Origin of the sequence: Halobacteriovorax sp. BALOs_7 (assembly GCF_003612895.1) — a bacterium.
Classification (GTDB): domain Bacteria; phylum Bdellovibrionota; class Bacteriovoracia; order Bacteriovoracales; family Bacteriovoracaceae; genus Halobacteriovorax_A; species Halobacteriovorax_A vibrionivorans.
This window is the reverse complement of the sequence record NZ_CP027772.1, coordinates 499,883-516,734: the sequence shown is the minus strand read 5'-3', so window position 1 is coordinate 516,734 and position 16,852 is coordinate 499,883. Positions and strand designations below refer to the sequence as shown.

Here is a 16,852-nt window from a genome sequence, read left to right as displayed (position 1 = left end):
TGACGCTATTCCTCATCCATAATAGCTTTAACAGATGACTTTGTTTCGAAGGCGATGTCTTGATCATCTTCAGCATCAATATCATCAACTTCATCAAAGCTTTCATCTGCTTCAATATCCATCTCACGAAGAACATCAACGAAAGACTTATCATCAGCAAGATCTTTTAAAACCTCGTCGATAACTTTTACTGGATATTTAGAAGTGATCTCACGAACAAACTTCTGTAGCATTCCTTCTTCAAGGATTGTTATTTTGTTTTTAATTTCTTTCCAATAACCAATATAGTGAAGACGACAGTAACCGGCCGTTGTCGCTGGATTATCACATCCTTTAGCTAGACAATCATCAGTATCACCTAGGAAATAATCTAAATTATCGGCCATATCAAATACTTGTTCGATACGGTCTTCTTCAGCTTCTTTCTTTTCTTCAGCTTTTGTTTTCTTCTTGGCCTTTGGTGCAGGCTTCTTCTCTTCAACGACTTCCTCAACTACCTCTTCTTCAGTAAATAGTTCCGGCTGCTCTTCAACTGCCTCAACTACTTCTTCCTTCTTTGCTTTAGCTTTTGAAGTTTTCTTCTTAGGTGTCGCTTCAGCTTTTTTTGCTACTTTATTTTCTGCCTTCTTCTTAACTGAAGAAGCGGCTTTTTTAGCTGTCTTCTTCTTTGTTGAAGAAGTTGCTGCTTTTTTAGCCACTTTTTTCGCAGTCTTTTTCTTCGTAGTTTTCTTTGCTACTTTTTTAGCCGCTTTTTTCGCAGTCTTTTTCTTCGTAGTCTTCTTTGCTACTTTTTTAGCCGCTTTTTTCGCAGTCTTTTTCTTCGTAGTTTTCTTTGCTACTTTCTTAGCCGCTTTTTTTGCAGTCTTTTTCTTTGTAGTTTTCTTTGCTACTTTCTTAGCCGCTTTTTTTGCAGTCTTTTTCTTCGTAGTTTTCTTTGCTACCTTCTTCTTTGCAGAAGAAGTAGCCGCTTTTTTCGCAGTCTTTTTCTTCGTAGTCTTCTTTGCTACTTTCTTAGCCGCTTTTTTCGCAGTTTTCTTCTTAGTAGTTTTCTTTTTGGCCATGCCTACTTTCTCCAAGATTTTCTTTAACATAACAAGTTAAAACCGTATCACTTCTCTTTCAATAGAACAACGCCTACTTTAAGCTCTTAAGCTCGTTAGCGGCAATTACGACTCTTTGAATTTCTGAAGTCCCTTCATAAATTTCAGTAATCTTAGCATCACGGAAGAACCTCTCAACCGGATACTCTTTAGTATATCCATTACCACCACAAACCTGAATAGCTTGAGTCGTAATCCACATTGCAGCTTCAGCAGCAAAAAGCTTGGCCTGAGCAGATTGTAATGAGTACTCTTCACCATTATCTTTTCTACGAGATGCTTCCCAAATAAGAAGACGTGATGCTGCAAGTTTTGTACTCATATCAGCTAACTTAAACTGGATTGCTTGAATTGCATGAAGTGGCTTACCAAACTGAACTCTTTCATTTGAGTAATGCTTAGCATAACGGAATGCAGCTTCACCAATACCAAGTGCCTGAGCAGCAATACCGATACGTCCACCATCTAGTGTATTCATCGCAATTTTGAAACCTTTCTCATACTCACCTAAAAGATTCTCTTTTGGCACTTTTACTTTATCGAATGCGATTTGAGCTGTTGATGATCCTTTGATCCCTAGCTTATCTTCACATTTCATTACTTCAAAACCTTCAGAGTCACATTCAACGATGAATGCCGAGATTCCTTTGTAATTATCTGTTTTTGACGTCTTAGCGAAAACAACTGCGATATTAGCTTCTTTACCATTTGTAATGAAGTTCTTTGTTCCACTAATCTCAAAGTAGTCACCTTTATCTTCAGCAAATGTTGTCAGAGAACCTGCGTCTGTACCAGCATTTGGCTCAGACAGACAGAAACAACCAATATGCTCACCAGAAGCTAGCTTAGGAAGATACTTCTTCTTTTGCTCTTCATTACCAAAGTTTAGAATTGGGTAAACACATAGTGAAGTGTGTGCCGAGATTAAAACCCCTGTTGAAGCACAAGCACGAGAAATTTCTTCTACGATGATCGAGTAAGATACATAATCCATTCCTGCTCCACCATATTCTTCTGGAACATATGAACCTAGGAATCCATTCTCACCGAGCTTACCAACGAGATCACTTGGAATCTTTTCATTTTTATCAATTGAAGCCGCTAGAGGAGCTACTTCGCTATCAGCAAATTTAGAAACAAGGTCTCTAAGTTCTTGGTAGTCACTTAACATCATTATTATTCTCCCTTAAATTCTGGTTTTCTTTTTTCAACAAAGGCCTTTGTTCCTTCTTTCATATCATAAGAAGAGAAGATATCGCCAAAGTGGCGAGCTTCAATATCTAGACCTTGTTCATTAGTCAGGTCATTACCTTCGTTCATAATTTGTTTTGATATGGCCACTGCATTTGGTGAGTTTTTAGAAATTGCTTCCAATGTCTTCATCGCCTCACTAATCATTTCATCTTGTGAATCAAAAGAACGAACAACTAACCCGATTTCTTTTGCTTCATTAATATCAACATTACGGCCACTATAAATAATTTCTTTAGCGCGATTGCGTCCAATTAACTTTGCTAATCTCTGTGTACCACCAAAGCCTGGAACAAGACCAAGTTTTACTTCAGGCTGCCCAAAAACTGCTGTCTTCGTTGCATAAATAAAGTCACATGCCATGGCCATTTCACAACCACCGCCAAGTGCAAAACCATTTACACAAGCGATTACTGGAATATTTAAACTTTCAAAAAGTAGCGTTACATCTTGCCCAAGAGTTGAGAAGTCATGCCCTTCATCAACTGTCATATCACTCATTTCAGCAATATCTGCACCAGCTATAAAAGCTTTGTCACCAGCTCCAGTAAAGATCATCCCTTTAAGCTCATGACCTTCACTTAGTGAAGATAAAAAATCTTTTAACTCGTGAAGTACTTGTGAGTTAAGTGCATTATATTTCTTTTCACGATTTACTTTTAAAATTCCGATTTCACCGAGCTTTTCAAAAGCAATTGTTTCAAAATTAGTATTCATAAACACCCTTCCCTACTTTGCGACCAAAGCGACCAGCTGTTACATACTTCTTAAGAAGTGGGCATGGACGATACTTTGTATCACCTAGGCCATCATGTAGAACTTCCATAATAGCTAAACATGTATCAAGTCCAATAAAGTCAGCAAGCTCTAGTGGTCCCATTGGCTGGTTACATCCAAGCTTCATAGCATCGTCGATCCCTTTAGCCTCAGCAACTCCTTCGTATAGAGTGTAGAAAGCTTCATTGATCATTGGCATAAGGATTCTATTAACAGCAAAGCCTGCTACATCATCTGCACGTACAACTGTTTTACCCATTTTTGTTGCTGCTTCTTCAACAGCATTAATTGTTTCAGCACTTGTTTCAAGCCCAGTGATTGTTTCAACTAACTTCATTACAGGTACTGGATTCATAAAGTGCATTCCAGCAACCTTCTCTGGACGTGAAGTAGCTGCAGCAATTTCAGTAATTGAAATTGAAGATGTATTTGAAGCTAAGATTGCTTCAGGTTTTGCAATCTCATCTAATTGCTTAAAGATTTTGAATTTTATCTCTTTATTTTCAGTAGCTGCTTCAATGAAAAGGTCACAATCTTTAAGATCATTCATTTCTGAAGTTGCACTTAAGTTAGCTAGCGTTGAATCAACAAATGATTGTTCCCACTTACCTTTTGAAACACCTTTTTCTAATTGCTTTTTTATAAAGCTCTGTCCGAACTCAAGGCCTGCAGCTGAGATATCATACATAAAAACTTTATAGTCATTCATAGCGGCAACTTGAGCGATTCCTCGACCCATCTGCCCTGCTCCTATAACGGCAATTTGTTTAATCATTGTGTCTCCTTTGTATTGGCATTCAAAGTACCTAAATTATAAAGGATCGTCCATTAAATTACTATTTCACTCAGATATATCAAATACTTAGACGCTACGAATCATTTAATCATAAATAAGAGCTAGGTCCATAAATCCTATTGTAGAGATGTGTAATATTCACTTTTCTCTTGCAAAAATGCATTGTGCGGATTATAAAAAGTGACTTATTAATTAGATGTTGAACAAGTTAAACGTAGGAGTCCATTGTGGCAAACCACAAATCTTCAAAGAAAAGAGCTAGACAAGCAATTGTTAGAAACGAAAGAAATACTTCAAAAAGAACTGCTGTAAAAACAGCTGTTAAGAACGTAAGAAATGCTATTGAAGCAGGTAAGAAAGAAGAAGCATCAACTCTTCTAGTTACAGCTCAAAAGCTACTTGGTCGTCTAGCAAAGCACGGTGTTATTAAAACTAACACAGCTGGAAGAAAAACTTCTAGACTAGCAAACCAAATCAACAAGCTTTAATCTTTAATTAGATAGTTTGATATATAAAAAGCGGAGAGCAATCTCCGCTTTTTGTGTTTGTAGCTATATCTTTTAAAATACTAACTTCTTAATTTTTTCTTATAATTTTAGAGACAGAGGTATTCTCTACGGATTTGATCTCTAAGCCAAAGGTCTTTAGACTTGGCCAGCACTTCAAAATTAATCATCTTCTGCTGAATATCGATTAACTCTTCAAAATTCCACTTTTTAGATGCTAACTGAATTCCCCTATCATACTTACTAAGGGATTTTTTAGTGGCCAAATAACTAGGGTCAATAATTTTTGATATATGGCCCTGAAATGAACGGAAGAAATCCATATATAAACTAAAATCATCTTCCACTAATAATAAGTTGAGGTAGAACCTTTTTAAGTTTTGCTGATTAAAAAGATCTGTCTGATCAAAGAAATCTAACTTTCTCACCTTTATAAGCTCTCTGGCTTTTTCAAGAGAGATATTCCCATTTGCATCCACATGGTGAGAAAGAATATGACATGAATTGAAATAATCACCAACATTATCCTGGACTGACTTTTCAATAAAGTTCTTCACTTGAGGATTCATTTGAAAACCAAAGTACTTAGCAAAAATATCTAAGTATTGGCCAAAATGCCATGGCTTTGGTGCAGCGATGGCCAAAGCATTCATATCTTTAGGAAAAGCTTTAGGCAGGCGCCCTTTCGTTATGAAGATAATTGAGTCTTCAATTAAGTGACGATTATTATTAAATGCTTCAAAAGCATTAGCTTTAATATCCTGAGCATCAATAACAACATAAGGGCCATTAGTCCCAAATAGACCGCCTCCAGCAAGAAGCTCTTGCTCTACAAAGTCGATATTAAACTCATTAGGCCACATCTTCTTTGTCTCACCTTTTAATTTGTCACAAACGATTTTTGAAATAAATTCATCTGGGACAGCTAAATGGTATAGGCCATTTAATTCACTAAGAACTTTTGAAACTTGATCAACGCTATTAATATCAAAACTTTGCTTTTTAGAAGGCATAAAGAAGAACCTCTCTAAAGTCATCACCGAAATCACTTGCTCCATCAGCTAGGGACTTCTTAAAAGTACCTCGATTCTTTACACTTCTAAGAGGAGCAGCACTGTCAATTCCACCAACTGTATTTTCAATAATATAAGAATCACTTATATTAAAAGTCTTTGAAAAGATACTACGAGGAAATTGAGAGTGGTCAATTTTATAAAATGATTCATAGAACTGAATTTCATCATTATTTGGCTTCTTAAAGACTGTCACTTGTATCTGAAATTGATAACTTCCAGATGTAGCTAGATAGAAGGCATTTCTATTTCCACCCAATTGATTCTTCTGCTCATCATTCATTAAGGTGTCACCAGTTTCAGTAACTTCTTTCCCCGCTTTTTTTCGACTAGTGATCTCTGCAAGTAAAATTGCATCACTGTCATAATTCTTTCCTGTTCTAACCCTTAAAGAACTAAAAGAAGAAAGAGTTTCAACAATTTCATCAGTATATATTTGAGAAAGACCTGATATTCCAGTGTGATTTTTTACAACAAAAATTGTAATACTATTAACTCCTTGGGCCTCAAATGGGTTATTTGACTCACTGAAACGATACCCTGCACAAGAAGAAAGTAAAATTAAACAAGTTAATACGAAAAACCTCATATTAATAATATGCCTATGATTCAATCAATCGTCTATTACTTTGACTGGTAAGACCTCTTTAATATATGATGCATCTTGTGAAAAAGCTGAAAAATCTCAAAAATTTAAAAGATGTTTTAAAAGATATCGATAGTGACTTCAGTAAAAACGCTGGTGTTGCGAGCGTTTCAAGTTATGGTAGTTATGGTAATAAACAATCTAACTTTAAAGCGAATAAGGCCATTGATCTCTTTGACTTTCTCGAACTCTCAAGTTCTTGGAATAAGATCGTAGGGCCAAGGCTTTCTCAATTCACTATTCCACTTAAGCTAAAAAATAAATCTCTAACGATTTTAACTTCACATCCTGTTTACGCTCAACAGCTTAAATACATGGAAACAGAAATTATAAAATCAATTGGAAATGTTCTACCTGCAACAAAAGGACAGATTAAGAAAATCTTCTTCCAAGTAGATAATCAATTCTTCCAGAAAAAGAAGTCGGAAGTCGAAAGAAAAGAGATAGTAAAACAAGAAGTTGAAAATCGTCTACATCCACAATCTCCAGAATACAAAGCCATTATGAGAGATGCTCAAGAACAATTTTCAGATATTGAAGATGAAGAGCTCAAAAAGTCATTAACTTCAATATTAATGCAACTGAGAACGAAGAAGTAAGAAAATCGAAAAGCCCTCTGCCTCCTCAACCTTCTCTATATAATAGATCTTAGAAATGCCTCTTAGTAATTCTTTTACTTGCTCATCTTCTCGACAAACAAAGAATAGAACACCATTTTGGCTCAGTAAATTAGCAGCGTGAACGATATAACTCTTAAGCTCATCACCAGAATACTCTCGGCAAGTTCTTTTCTTTTCATTCTCACTTGATCTTCCATGGCCATTTTTAAAATATGGTGGATTCATCACAATAAGGTCAAAGTCTTTTACTGTATTAAACTGAAGAATATTTTCGAAATGAACCTGATATTCAAGGCCATTTATTCCTCTTTTAACTTGTTCAATATTACGATGAAGATGAGAGTTGTAATCATCTTGCACTTCAACAAAATGAATCTCTTTTATCGAACTTAGAGTTTCTTCATCTAGCTTTTGTAAGATCTCGAGTCCAATGACACCACAACCACAGCAGAGATCAGCGAGCTTATCAACGACAAGCTCATGAAATTCAATATGCTCGGCTACACAATTTGCTAACTCAATTGAATCACGAGAAAAATGATAAAAAGAAGGCTGGGAATAATCAGTAATTAATGCCATGAGATTTTAACACTTCTAAAATATTGTCAATATGATTACCTTCTCGAACAACTTGGGCCGTCAATCCTGAGATTAAGATGATAGTTGATGAATGCCCACTCGGTTTAAGAAAGTCTGAACTTATGAAATTACTATCAGGACAATATCGATGCCAAAACTCATTTGCTTCTTCAGAGTCGTAAATCGGAGGCTGACCTGTTTTATTTAAACTTGTTGAAGTAATGAATCCAGGAAAGTCCTTAATACACTCATCTATGATCTCATTTTGAATGACTCGAAAACATATAAAGTCCGTTTCATCAAATGGACCTTCAGGAAATTGAAGGGATAAACTCGCCTTCGGCAGTCCCACTGTGATTTCGTATTTGAAAAGGTCATCAAAAAGAGTTGCATAGGATTCTGAGCCATGAAAAGTATCAATCAAATTTTGAACATCATTAGTTAATATACTCAAAGGCTTTCTAATTGAAGTTCCCTTCACTTGAGCAATGAGTTCATACGTTTCAATAGAGAATGGATCTCCTCCAATTCCCCAGACAGTATCCGTTGGATAAATGAATAAGTCTTTCATAAATCAACCATTAAGTTTTTAATAATTTCTTCGTTTCTTTGTCCAAGATATAACAGCTGATACGCAAGCCAGCTACTCTTTTTTTCTCTTAATTTCTTATTTAGAAAAGTTCTTTCAATACTAAAGATTGGCCTTTCAAAATACTTATCACGTTTGACCAACTCTTTTTTAAAAACAGGGTTACGCAATCCAGAAATCAAGGACATCATTTTATCAAAATTATAGTCCTTATACTCACTAGCTATTTTATCGATAATCTTATCTCGGCCACTTCCAACCTTTGGTAGATTGTATTCAAATAATAGGCCATTATAATCAGATAACTCTTTTACAGCTGGAGTCGCAAAGAACCTCTCTACTAAACGCTTCTTTTCATTAAAGTTCTCAAGCTCCTGCACCCAAAATGGAGTCATCTTAACTCCATATTTATAACTTGTTATATCAAACTCAAGAGTTGCTCCAAAAGTTTGATTTAAAAGCTGTGTTAACTTTAATCGACTATCACCAGTAGATATATGAGTGAATTTTTTAAAAAACATTAATTTATAAAATTCATCTATACTGGACTCGTTTACCAATTCAAAAGTTCTATTAATATATTTTGCATACTTCTGTCTTGATTTTGGAATGATATTTTCATTAATCCAAACGGAATAATTTGTAATATCTCGACCTAACAAGTCGATAATAACAGTCGTTAGCCATTCGTTTTTATTTAATGAAGAAGCGATTATTATTTCTAAAAGTAATTGATGAATATTCTTTCTCTCTAAACTTTTTAAGAAGTTTTGATGAGCTACTTTTTTACTATCAAACTTCATTTTTAAAGCTTCTTCAAACTCCAAAACAGGTTTATCAGAACGAGACTCAACATAAGACTTTATAACGATATCTGGATAAAATAGATGCTGACACTTGGCCTGAAACTCAACCCAAGGCTTCTCGTCACTTTTAAGTTCTGACGTCGTAAAAGCATAAATCAAATTGAACTCAAATTGTGTAATTTTATCACAAGTACTAGGAGGTGTTTTAATAAAGTCCGGTATATACTCGACACCTTCTAATGATAAACTATATGAAACATTCACATAGTTTAGAAAAATCTTTTTTTTTTATCCTGTGATCTAAACTCTTGCGCGTAAACTAAGCTAGTTGGTGTTTTAAATTGAATATCAGAAAACAATTCCTTACCTACAAGCTTTGAATAGAATTTTGAAATAAAGAAAAGAAGAACAATTAATACAGCAATAGCAATATAGACAAAGCTATAATCGTTTTTTCTTTTCTTCTTTCTAGCTTTTGATTTTTTCTTAGCACCTGACTTCTTCTTTTTTGAAGGACGAGGCATTTCGACGGCCTTCATAGGCTCGATATTATCATCTTCAATACTATCTAAATCCGGTGCAGTTGGTGGCTGTTTTTTTTCAGACTTAAGAATCTCTTCTGCTTGAGCTGCTAATTCATCTTCTTTATTCTTTTCTACTTCTTCAACAAATTGATCAATTTGGCTTACTTGAGAAGCTTCTTGTGCAACTTCCTCAGCAGGTGTACTTTCTGAAACACCGCCAATATCTGGGAAATCGAGATCATCCGATGAAGGAAGGATTATTTCTTCTTCTTCGATATCCATAGCACTTGTTGCTTCGGCTAAACTGATTGATTCGTCATCGGCCACATCTGCCAGTGGTTTTTCTTGAACAATATTAGGCTCACTACTTGGAGCTGCAACTGCGGTATCACTGTAATCAATTGGCTCTGGAAAATCTAAGTCATCTTCAGCAGGAAGTAATATTTCTTCTTCATCATTAATTGTTGTTGAATTATCTGTTGCAGGGTTTTCAGAAGATAATGGTGTTGCAGGAATTTCATCCCCATTCTCTTTAGAGATTTTTTCTACGATACCACTTGTTTTAACAAGTTTTGTTACGCTATTTGCAACTTTCGTCTTGGCCTCTGCTACTGGATTGAAGGTTTGTTCTTCATCTCCATAGAGAAACTTATTTAATAGGTCTTCTTCTTTGACCCAAAACCAGTAACCATTACCGCTACAAATCTCATCCTCTCCAGAGAGGGTTCCATTTTGTACAAACTCGACAACCTTCTGCTTTGAAAGTGGACCGAGTATTTTTTTCGATTCTGTTCTAATTAACCAGTTTCTTTCCGTCATTACTTATTCTTTATAAGAAAATCCCTACTAAGCCTTTAATATCTTCGTCATTAAACTTTAATCCTAAACTATAAACCATACCAGGATCATTAATTAAATCTTCACCCTCAATTTTACCATAAATTACACTCCATAGTTGAAAATCTAATCCGATACGAATATTTGGCCCAATATTATCTCGGTAATCGAAGACCTCAAGGCTTGTAATGGTATTCCAGTCATCAAAATTATAATCAACAGCAAGACCACCGTAAGAATCGATAAGTCCTCCACGGAATGTCCAATTGTCGATACGACGACCTAATTGAAGGTTGAGGAGAACGTCATTGTATTTTCTAACCTTCTCATCCTCAATAGTCGTTGTCCCACCAACAGTTGTTTCTGTGATCTTTCGTCTTTCAGGCCCAAATTCAGAAGTCGTTACACCTACCAGGTAAAAACGGCCAGGCGATGGAAAGATACGAAGTTCAGCAGTTGTATCTGTTTGATCAGTTCTCGTATTTGCACCAGTATAAACCGACAATTGTGTTCGGATACTATCAACTCGTCCAATTACTTTTTGAACACTTGATAGAGTTGACTTAACTTCATCTGCAATCTCTTCTTCAACAAGAAGCTTACCAACTGTTCCCTTCCCATCTTTGATATTTTGAACAAGGTCCTCAAGATCGGCCATCATATTATCAGCTTTCTTAAGAATCTCTTTTACATCTGCAACAGCACTTGCTGGCTCGTTTGCATCTGTTTGGTATGCTATTTGAGCAGTAAAGTCTTCGAGATTATCAATAATTCGTTGAAGTTTTTGATTATTCCTTCCAACGAGATCATTAAGCTTACCTGTTAATTCTTTCGTATTCGTCATCGTCTCCTGAACATCAGCTACGATCTTTTTCATCGCTGGCTCACCACCCTCTGGAACAAAAGACTCTTTAATACTTCCAACAAGAACTTTTACATCTTGCATAACTTCACTTGCATCTTTTAGAAGTGTTTCAATACCTGCTTTCTCTTCTGCTAGAAGCTCTGAACCATCCGGAAGGAGTTCATCATTATTAGCAACGTAAATCTCTAAGTACTTATCACCTAAGAAACCTACTGATCGAATTCTAAGCTTGGAACCCTTTGTGATCTTAACTCTTTCAAGAACCTCAAAACTAATACGGGCCTTATTTCCAGTTAGTTGAATATCTTTAATTCGTCCCGCATTAATACCAGCAACTTTGATTGGAGTTTTTGGAAAGATACCAGAGGCATCATTAATAGTTGTGTAATAATCATTATAAGCTCCAAAACCAGATTGGTTTGAAGTTACAACTAAGGACATAACAACAACAGCTATCATGGCGGCCAAGGCCATTAAGCCGACTTTAAATTCATTCATATAATTCCTCTTCCCTGGAACTACCTATAAATTAATAAACTCTTGAACCAATGGATGGTCTGAGTTTTTGAAATCATTTGCAGGTAGATACTCAACAATATTACCACGGTTTAAAAAGGCAACGTAGTCGGAAATTTCAAGCGATGCTTTTACGTCGTGCGAAATAATAATTGAGGTTAATCCAATATCTTTATGTAATTTACTTGTTTCTATGATCAAATCGTTGACCATTTTAGTTGTAATAGGATCAAGTCCAGTTGTTGGCTCATCATAGAGCATAAGCTGTGGACTTAGGGCCAGTGCTCTTGCAAGACCTACCCTTTTTCTCATACCACCAGACAATTCACTTGGTAGTTTATCAAAAGAGATCTCCTGAAGACCTACTGATTTTAATAAAGAAGCTGCTTTCTCTTTAATTTCACTTTCATTTAATTTTGTGAATTCAATTAATGGAAAGGCCACATTTTCAATTGTTGTCATTGAATCAAAAAGTGCCGCATATTGAAAAAGCATTCCGTAGTTTTGACGGAATTCACGAAGCTTATCTTCTTGAAGAGTTGATAAGTCTTTTCCCAAAACCTCAATTGATCCAGAAGTTGGATGATGAAGTCCTAGGATATGCTTTAAGAGTGTTGATTTTCCAGCTCCTGAAAAGCCGAGGATTGTAGTAATACTTCCTCGTTTTATATCAAAGTTTAATTCACTTAAAACAGTGTGCTTACCAAAAGTCTTGGTTAAGTTTCTAATTCGTACTGAATGATCATCAAATTCTAACATCTACATCACCTGCACTAAGAAACTTGTTAAAAAATAATCTAAAACTAAAACCGAAATCATTCCCCATACAACAGCGAGGTTTGTCCCCTTACCGACTCCTTGTGCACCTTTTGTGACAGCAAAGCCAAAGTAAGTTCCAATTACTGAAATAACGAAACCAAAGACAGTCGCTTTAATTACACCTTGGAAAATATCTGAGACGTACATAAATTGTCCAAGCTTAGACAAGTATATGGCATCATCAATCTGCAAGGCATAGGTTCCGACAATGTATGAGCCAACATTCCCTACTAATAAAAAGAAAACTGATAATAGTGGAACTGATAAAGTACCAGCAATAATTCTTGGAACAGCAAGGTATTGCATACTACTAATACCCATAACTTCAAGAGCATCAATTTGTTCAGTAACTTTCATCGTTCCAATTTGTGCTGCCATAGCAGCCCCTGCTCGACCTGCAACAATTAGCCCTGTTAAAACAGGAGCTAATTCCTTTGCTAAAGAAATTGCAACAACTGGACCAACAAGAGAATCTACATTGATTAACTTAAAACCAAAGTATGTTTGATAGGCCATAACCATTCCCGTGAATGCACCGGCCAAGAAAATAATAAATAGACTTTTGTTTCCGACAAATTCCATTTGTTCAAAAAATAATTTGAAACGATACGGTCTCTTCGTTAACCAGTAAAAAAAGTTCACAATGAACTTCATCACTTTGCCAAGACCTGCCAAATTGAAAATAACTAATTTTCCTAAATTTTCATTAAAGGAAACAAATGTTCTAAGTAAAAGATTCATTACTTAAATTCTAATGGAAAAAGAATGAAACTGCTACTTACTGTCGATATATTTTGGGAATTCTTTCAGTTAAGTGAATAAACACTTCGTAAGGAATAGTCTTTGATTCGACACATATATTAGAAAAGTTTTGACCATTTTGATCCCATACGACAAACCTTTCTCCATTTTTGATTGTTAAGTTTGTGTTAGGAAACAAAATCTGTGCCATATCCATATTAACTCGCCCTACAATTTGTCCTTCATGCTCTCCATGATTGAGGTGAACATTTTGATAGCGAGTTGAAAAACCATCACCATATCCTAGAGCAAAAACTCCCACAGTACCTGCTGATGGGCATGGGGTTGCTCCATAGCCTATTGGTGTACCTCGATCAACTTGAAAACTATCAATAAAAGTTGTCTCAAGTTTAGAGATCAACTTTCCTTTCCAACAACTCAACTTATTATACTGAGGCAACAAAGAAGACGGGCCATACATCATTAATCCTGCACGAACATGAGACTCTTCAAGTCCAACTTTTTGCTCAATTGCACCAGAGTTTGCAATTGATGATTTATGAATTTCAATTCCAGAACTATTGATTTGAGACTTTAATTCTTTCCAATTCTCTTTTTGAGTTAGATTTCTCTTATTTTTTTGCATTGATAAGCTTGAGCTCGAAAAGTGGGTCATCAAATGATAAATACTTGATCGGCCATGCTTTTTGATTGTTTGAATCGCATAATCGATTCGATCCATTTTTATTCCGAGTCGATTCATTCCCGTATTGAATTTTAAACAAAGTGGGAAGTAGCGAAATTCCTCATGAGACAAGAAGAACTCTAAGTTTGTTTCATTTGAAATAACTGGGATAATTCGATTATTTAAATAAATATCTGCTGCTTCTTGAAGATCTAGGTTCACATCAGAAAAGACATAAACTTCAAACTCTCCATTTGGAATTTCTTCACGAAGCCTAAGAGCCTCTCCAATACTGGCACAACCAAACTCTTTTATGCCAAGCTCATAATAAGCAAACTTAACAACTGGCACCAGTCCATGTCCATAGGCATTGGCCTTGACCATAAAGAGAGTTTCATTATTAGGACAAATTTCTTTTAAAAGTTGATAGTTTTGCGAAAGAGTGGAGACATTAACCTCCATACTACTTTTTATTCTCATAAGGTACTATCTTGAAACGCTCTTTTTCCTCTCAACTTTCGTGATGTCGTCACCATTGAATACCCAGAGTAAGGAATTTCAGAAACATTTAGCTGCATTGATAGAATAAGACTCTTATCTTTTCCGCTAAAATACTTTCCTAATCTTATATTCTTACAAAGGTCTTGAGCGGCTGCATAACTTTCATCAAAAAAGTCATTTTCCACATCCAGTACAATTGATTCAAAAGAGATATTGTAAATATTGCCAATACTAGTGATTTGAGAAAGATAAACTTTCATATCTTTCCAAAATGTATTCCAGTCAAATGAGAAGTCTGATCTTAACTCCATTAGATCTGTAATTTCAGAAGTATCAATCGATATTAAATTCCTTCCATGACTAACTTCAGAGATATTTGATAATAATTCAAATGGCCCTTTAGCCTGTGCGATAGAAGAAACATGAGTTAATGAATTCTTTATTTGAGAATAAATCCCACTTAAAAGTGTTTCTATGACCTGCCAATTAAAATTAAATAAATAATCGCGATCAACTTCAAGTGCTACAACACTAGTTGTATCGACACCATTTTCCGATAATTCTAAGGTAACAACAGGATTGTGAACTAGGTTAGAAACAATATTCTTCACCATATTCATTCCATTTTCATTAACGCCTTTAAGTTTAATATGACCAAGCCAAACCTCAGGAACTTCAATAGACTTATGCCCATCATGCTTTAAAGGTGAAAGCTTATTGGTCTTTTGATTTAATTCAAAAATTGTATAACCTGAGACAAACTCTAAAGGTTCAAAAACATTTGTTATAAGAGAAGTTAAATCATTTTCTTCTCTATTAAAATTAATGCTGTCACAAACTTCAAAGAAGTCTTTCCCATAAAGAGTCTTCGTTCTTTCACTTTCAAGACTCGCAACAAGTGCTTCTTGACGGTGACGGTACTTATCATGAAATGATTCAAGTTGTGCTAATTGTCTCTTTAACGATGTTTGTTGATTGTACTGATTTAGTACATGTCTAATTTGCGCAAGCAAATCTAAATCGCGATATATAATTCCAATATTCTCATTGGTTGCAACAGTCTTCAATTCTGAATTCGTTGAAACAATGAAAGCTCTCTTAACGGCCTTTAACTCAGATCGATTAAAAAGAAATTGTCCCTCAAATGTCGCATCATTTGCACTTGCTATAACAAGGTCGTATTGCTTTTGTAAGTGAGCGATTAAGAAAGAGTCTACAGTGTCGTATGAGTCGACAACAGTATTAATACTTTTGAAAATTTTTGAAAATGATTTACAGTCATCAATCATTGATGAAAGGATCGCAACTTTTGGACTATTCATTGTCATGGCGCAAAAACTCCTTCTAAGGACATAACATCGCTTAAAATCGTATCAAAAGAGACGTTCTATAGCAATTTTAAGAGGTCCTGGACTGTATTTATTTCAAGAATTTCTTCTTGATTAAGTAAAAGATGACTCTTTTCATAAGTAGGAGCTCTCTTTTTATAGAGATTTTCCATAAACTCGCGGCCATATTTAGCAAGTGGGCGATTTCCATCTTTCTTTAAACGTTGCCAACACTCTTCGAAGTCACATTTTAAATAGACTAATTTTCCACCAATCTCTTCTATAAAATCTGCTACACTCTTTTCATCAAGAGCACCTGCTCCTAATGTAATCATATAGTTATCCTTCATATTTTGATGTAGGAGCTTGAGCATATCAAATTCATCCTTACGAAATTCATCAATACCGATCTCTTGGATATACTCCCCAAGACTGTCGTAGCCAGTCCCCATTCGATTAAAAATCTCTTCATCCAGATCAAATACTTGAAATTCACTATCTTTAGATAGTTTCTCACCAAAAGTTGTTTTGCCGGCTCCAGAAAAGCCCGTTATAAAGATTCTCATACGTAAAAAACTACACGATTCCCACCATAATGTCCTAATTTTCTTGCATTTTGGCCTTACGCAATATACACAGAAGGACATCTAAATTTAGAGGAAATATGCAAATAGTTAATAAAGAAAATAGCTTTCTAAAAGATTCGACAATCCTAATCTCACGAGTTGGAGACGAGTTTGAAACTTACAATCTTACTGATAAAGATTGCACTTGGGTAAAAGAGATTCTTGATGGAATCACAAAAGACTTTGAACCTGAAGTTAAGCCGGAAGGTTTTGAAGGCTTAAGTGTAGAGCTACAACTAAAAAATGCAAGAGACTATACTTTTGGTGAGCACTTAATCGTCAAAGGAAAGGTATCAGGGGCGTATACAGCAACTTGTATCCGCTGCTTAATTGATACACCACAGACTTTTGATTCTGAATTCACAGCTGCATATGTAAATAAGCGCTACGAAGACGATCCTGAGTACGAAGAGGTTGATGAGATTTTTGTAAGTGATGAAATGGCAGATATGTACTTTCATAATCGCGGAAAGGCCGACTTAAAAGAAGCCTTGGCAGAATGTTGCTTTTTGGCAGTAAATCACTACCCTCTACATGACGCAGATTGCAAAGGTCTTTGCCAAATATGTGGTGTTGACCAAAATTCAGAGACTTGCGAGCATGCGAATTAAGAATAGATAAAAACAAGGCCTCTTTTGGCTTGTAAAAATGACGTGAGTGATGTATT

19 protein-coding genes are annotated in these 16,852 nt (G+C 35.5%); 3 read left to right on the top strand and 16 right to left on the bottom strand.

The window, feature by feature from the left end; genetic code table 11:
• Positions 1 to 5: 5 nt before the first annotated feature.
• The 4 genes from BALOs_RS15285 to BALOs_RS02500 form a co-directional block, all read right to left on the bottom strand.
• Positions 6 to 1,061, bottom strand: a complete 1,056-nt coding sequence (locus BALOs_RS15285; protein WP_205570967.1) for a hypothetical protein — start codon at positions 1,059 to 1,061, stop codon at positions 6 to 8.
• A 73-nt stretch (positions 1,062 to 1,134) separates the two neighbouring features.
• Entirely contained in the window at positions 1,135 to 2,274 is a 1,140-nt protein-coding gene (locus tag BALOs_RS02510) for an acyl-CoA dehydrogenase (RefSeq protein WP_115361795.1), read from the bottom strand.
• Between the two features lie 2 nt (positions 2,275 to 2,276).
• Positions 2,277 to 3,068, bottom strand: coding sequence for an enoyl-CoA hydratase/isomerase family protein (locus tag BALOs_RS02505; RefSeq protein WP_115361797.1), 792 nt, complete (start codon positions 3,066 to 3,068; stop codon positions 2,277 to 2,279).
• A complete protein-coding gene (locus BALOs_RS02500; RefSeq protein WP_120404185.1) occupies positions 3,058 to 3,903 on the bottom strand; it encodes a 3-hydroxybutyryl-CoA dehydrogenase in 846 nt (281 codons plus the stop codon). Before BALOs_RS02500 ends, BALOs_RS02505 begins: the two co-directional genes overlap by 11 nt.
• A gap of 248 nt (positions 3,904 to 4,151) precedes the next feature.
• On the opposite strand from BALOs_RS02500, the gene rpsT reads away from it, so the two are divergent.
• The gene (gene rpsT, locus BALOs_RS02495) at positions 4,152 to 4,412 is read left to right on the top strand and encodes a 30S ribosomal protein S20 (RefSeq protein WP_115361801.1); all 261 of its coding nucleotides are present in this window, start codon (positions 4,152 to 4,154) and stop codon (positions 4,410 to 4,412) included.
• Between the two features lie 107 nt (positions 4,413 to 4,519).
• On the opposite strand, the gene BALOs_RS02490 is transcribed toward rpsT, so the two are convergent.
• Together BALOs_RS02490 and BALOs_RS02485 are read right to left on the bottom strand one after the other, a co-directional pair.
• Positions 4,520 to 5,443, bottom strand: coding sequence for a hypothetical protein (locus BALOs_RS02490; protein ID WP_162929501.1), 924 nt, complete (start codon positions 5,441 to 5,443; stop codon positions 4,520 to 4,522).
• On the bottom strand, positions 5,433 to 6,092 hold the full coding sequence (locus tag BALOs_RS02485) for a hypothetical protein (protein ID WP_120404183.1): 660 nt from the start codon (positions 6,090 to 6,092) through the stop codon (positions 5,433 to 5,435). The genes BALOs_RS02490 and BALOs_RS02485 overlap by 11 nt, the downstream gene beginning before the upstream one ends.
• Before the next feature lie 77 nt (positions 6,093 to 6,169).
• Here BALOs_RS02485 and BALOs_RS02480 point away from each other — a divergent pair, with 77 nt between their 5' ends.
• Positions 6,170 to 6,748 carry a DUF721 domain-containing protein gene (locus tag BALOs_RS02480; protein ID WP_158536865.1) on the top strand — a complete coding sequence of 193 codons (579 nt, stop codon included), beginning with the start codon at positions 6,170 to 6,172 and terminating at the stop codon, positions 6,746 to 6,748.
• Here the strand turns inward: BALOs_RS02480 and BALOs_RS02475 are convergent.
• Genes BALOs_RS02475 through BALOs_RS02430 form a run of 10 tightly spaced genes read right to left on the bottom strand, consistent with a single transcriptional unit; the run spans position 6,722 to position 16,125 of the window.
• A complete protein-coding gene (locus BALOs_RS02475) occupies positions 6,722 to 7,348 on the bottom strand; it encodes a methyltransferase (RefSeq protein WP_120404182.1) in 627 nt (208 codons plus the stop codon). The genes BALOs_RS02480 and BALOs_RS02475 overlap by 27 nt on opposite strands.
• Positions 7,332 to 7,919, bottom strand: coding sequence for an L-threonylcarbamoyladenylate synthase (locus BALOs_RS02470; protein ID WP_120404181.1), 588 nt, complete (start codon positions 7,917 to 7,919; stop codon positions 7,332 to 7,334). The genes BALOs_RS02475 and BALOs_RS02470 overlap by 17 nt, the downstream gene beginning before the upstream one ends.
• Positions 7,916 to 9,007 carry a hypothetical protein gene (locus BALOs_RS02465; protein ID WP_120404180.1) on the bottom strand — a complete coding sequence of 364 codons (1,092 nt, stop codon included), beginning with the start codon at positions 9,005 to 9,007 and terminating at the stop codon, positions 7,916 to 7,918. The genes BALOs_RS02470 and BALOs_RS02465 overlap by 4 nt, the downstream gene beginning before the upstream one ends.
• 5 nt (positions 9,008 to 9,012) lie before the next feature.
• Positions 9,013 to 10,086: a hypothetical protein gene (locus BALOs_RS02460; RefSeq protein ID WP_120404179.1), complete on the bottom strand. Its 1,074-nt coding sequence runs from the start codon at positions 10,084 to 10,086 to the stop codon at positions 9,013 to 9,015.
• 10 nt (positions 10,087 to 10,096) lie between these two features.
• Entirely contained in the window at positions 10,097 to 11,467 is a 1,371-nt protein-coding gene (locus BALOs_RS02455; protein ID WP_115361818.1) for an MlaD family protein, read from the bottom strand.
• A gap of 24 nt (positions 11,468 to 11,491) precedes the next feature.
• Positions 11,492 to 12,244, bottom strand: a complete 753-nt coding sequence (locus tag BALOs_RS02450) for an ABC transporter ATP-binding protein (protein WP_115361820.1) — start codon at positions 12,242 to 12,244, stop codon at positions 11,492 to 11,494.
• Positions 12,245 to 13,045, bottom strand: coding sequence for an ABC transporter permease (locus BALOs_RS02445; RefSeq protein WP_120404178.1), 801 nt, complete (start codon positions 13,043 to 13,045; stop codon positions 12,245 to 12,247).
• A 37-nt stretch (positions 13,046 to 13,082) separates the two neighbouring features.
• Entirely contained in the window at positions 13,083 to 14,210 is a 1,128-nt protein-coding gene (gene alr, locus BALOs_RS02440; protein ID WP_120404177.1) for an alanine racemase, read from the bottom strand.
• The gene (locus tag BALOs_RS02435) at positions 14,207 to 15,559 is read right to left on the bottom strand and encodes a hypothetical protein (protein WP_115361826.1); all 1,353 of its coding nucleotides are present in this window, start codon (positions 15,557 to 15,559) and stop codon (positions 14,207 to 14,209) included. The genes alr and BALOs_RS02435 overlap by 4 nt, the downstream gene beginning before the upstream one ends.
• A 59-nt stretch (positions 15,560 to 15,618) precedes the next feature.
• Positions 15,619 to 16,125: a shikimate kinase gene (locus tag BALOs_RS02430; protein WP_158536866.1), complete on the bottom strand. Its 507-nt coding sequence runs from the start codon at positions 16,123 to 16,125 to the stop codon at positions 15,619 to 15,621.
• Between the two features lie 98 nt (positions 16,126 to 16,223).
• Here BALOs_RS02430 and BALOs_RS02425 point away from each other — a divergent pair, with 98 nt between their 5' ends.
• Positions 16,224 to 16,796, top strand: a complete 573-nt coding sequence (locus BALOs_RS02425; RefSeq protein WP_115361830.1) for a DUF177 domain-containing protein — start codon at positions 16,224 to 16,226, stop codon at positions 16,794 to 16,796.
• Positions 16,797 to 16,852: the final 56 nt, after the last annotated feature.

Bases quoted from the DNA above. Each gene is read 5' to 3' on its own strand.
- BALOs_RS02430 (WP_158536866.1), bottom strand. From the start codon at position 16,125: ATGAGAATCTTTATAACGGGCTTTTCTGGAGCCGGCAAAACAACTTTT.
- BALOs_RS02435 (WP_115361826.1), bottom strand. From the start codon at position 15,559: ATGACAATGAATAGTCCAAAAGTTGCGATCCTTTCATCAATGATTGAT.
- BALOs_RS02490 (WP_162929501.1), bottom strand. From the start codon at position 5,443: ATGCCTTCTAAAAAGCAAAGTTTTGATATTAATAGCGTTGATCAAGTT.
- BALOs_RS15285 (WP_205570967.1), bottom strand. From the start codon at position 1,061: ATGGCCAAAAAGAAAACTACTAAGAAGAAAACTGCGAAAAAAGCGGCT.
- BALOs_RS02450 (WP_115361820.1), bottom strand. From the start codon at position 12,244: ATGTTAGAATTTGATGATCATTCAGTACGAATTAGAAACTTAACCAAG.
- BALOs_RS02445 (WP_120404178.1), bottom strand. From the start codon at position 13,045: ATGAATCTTTTACTTAGAACATTTGTTTCCTTTAATGAAAATTTAGGA.
- alr (WP_120404177.1), bottom strand. From the start codon at position 14,210: ATGAGAATAAAAAGTAGTATGGAGGTTAATGTCTCCACTCTTTCGCAA.
- BALOs_RS02500 (WP_120404185.1), bottom strand. From the start codon at position 3,903: ATGATTAAACAAATTGCCGTTATAGGAGCAGGGCAGATGGGTCGAGGA.
- BALOs_RS02475 (WP_120404182.1), bottom strand. From the start codon at position 7,348: ATGGCATTAATTACTGATTATTCCCAGCCTTCTTTTTATCATTTTTCT.
- BALOs_RS02455 (WP_115361818.1), bottom strand. From the start codon at position 11,467: ATGAATGAATTTAAAGTCGGCTTAATGGCCTTGGCCGCCATGATAGCT.
- BALOs_RS02425 (WP_115361830.1), top strand. From the start codon at position 16,224: ATGCAAATAGTTAATAAAGAAAATAGCTTTCTAAAAGATTCGACAATC.
- BALOs_RS02505 (WP_115361797.1), bottom strand. From the start codon at position 3,068: ATGAATACTAATTTTGAAACAATTGCTTTTGAAAAGCTCGGTGAAATC.
- BALOs_RS02485 (WP_120404183.1), bottom strand. From the start codon at position 6,092: ATGAGGTTTTTCGTATTAACTTGTTTAATTTTACTTTCTTCTTGTGCA.
- BALOs_RS02460 (WP_120404179.1), bottom strand. From the start codon at position 10,086: ATGACGGAAAGAAACTGGTTAATTAGAACAGAATCGAAAAAAATACTC.
- BALOs_RS02510 (WP_115361795.1), bottom strand. From the start codon at position 2,274: ATGATGTTAAGTGACTACCAAGAACTTAGAGACCTTGTTTCTAAATTT.
- BALOs_RS02470 (WP_120404181.1), bottom strand. From the start codon at position 7,919: ATGAAAGACTTATTCATTTATCCAACGGATACTGTCTGGGGAATTGGA.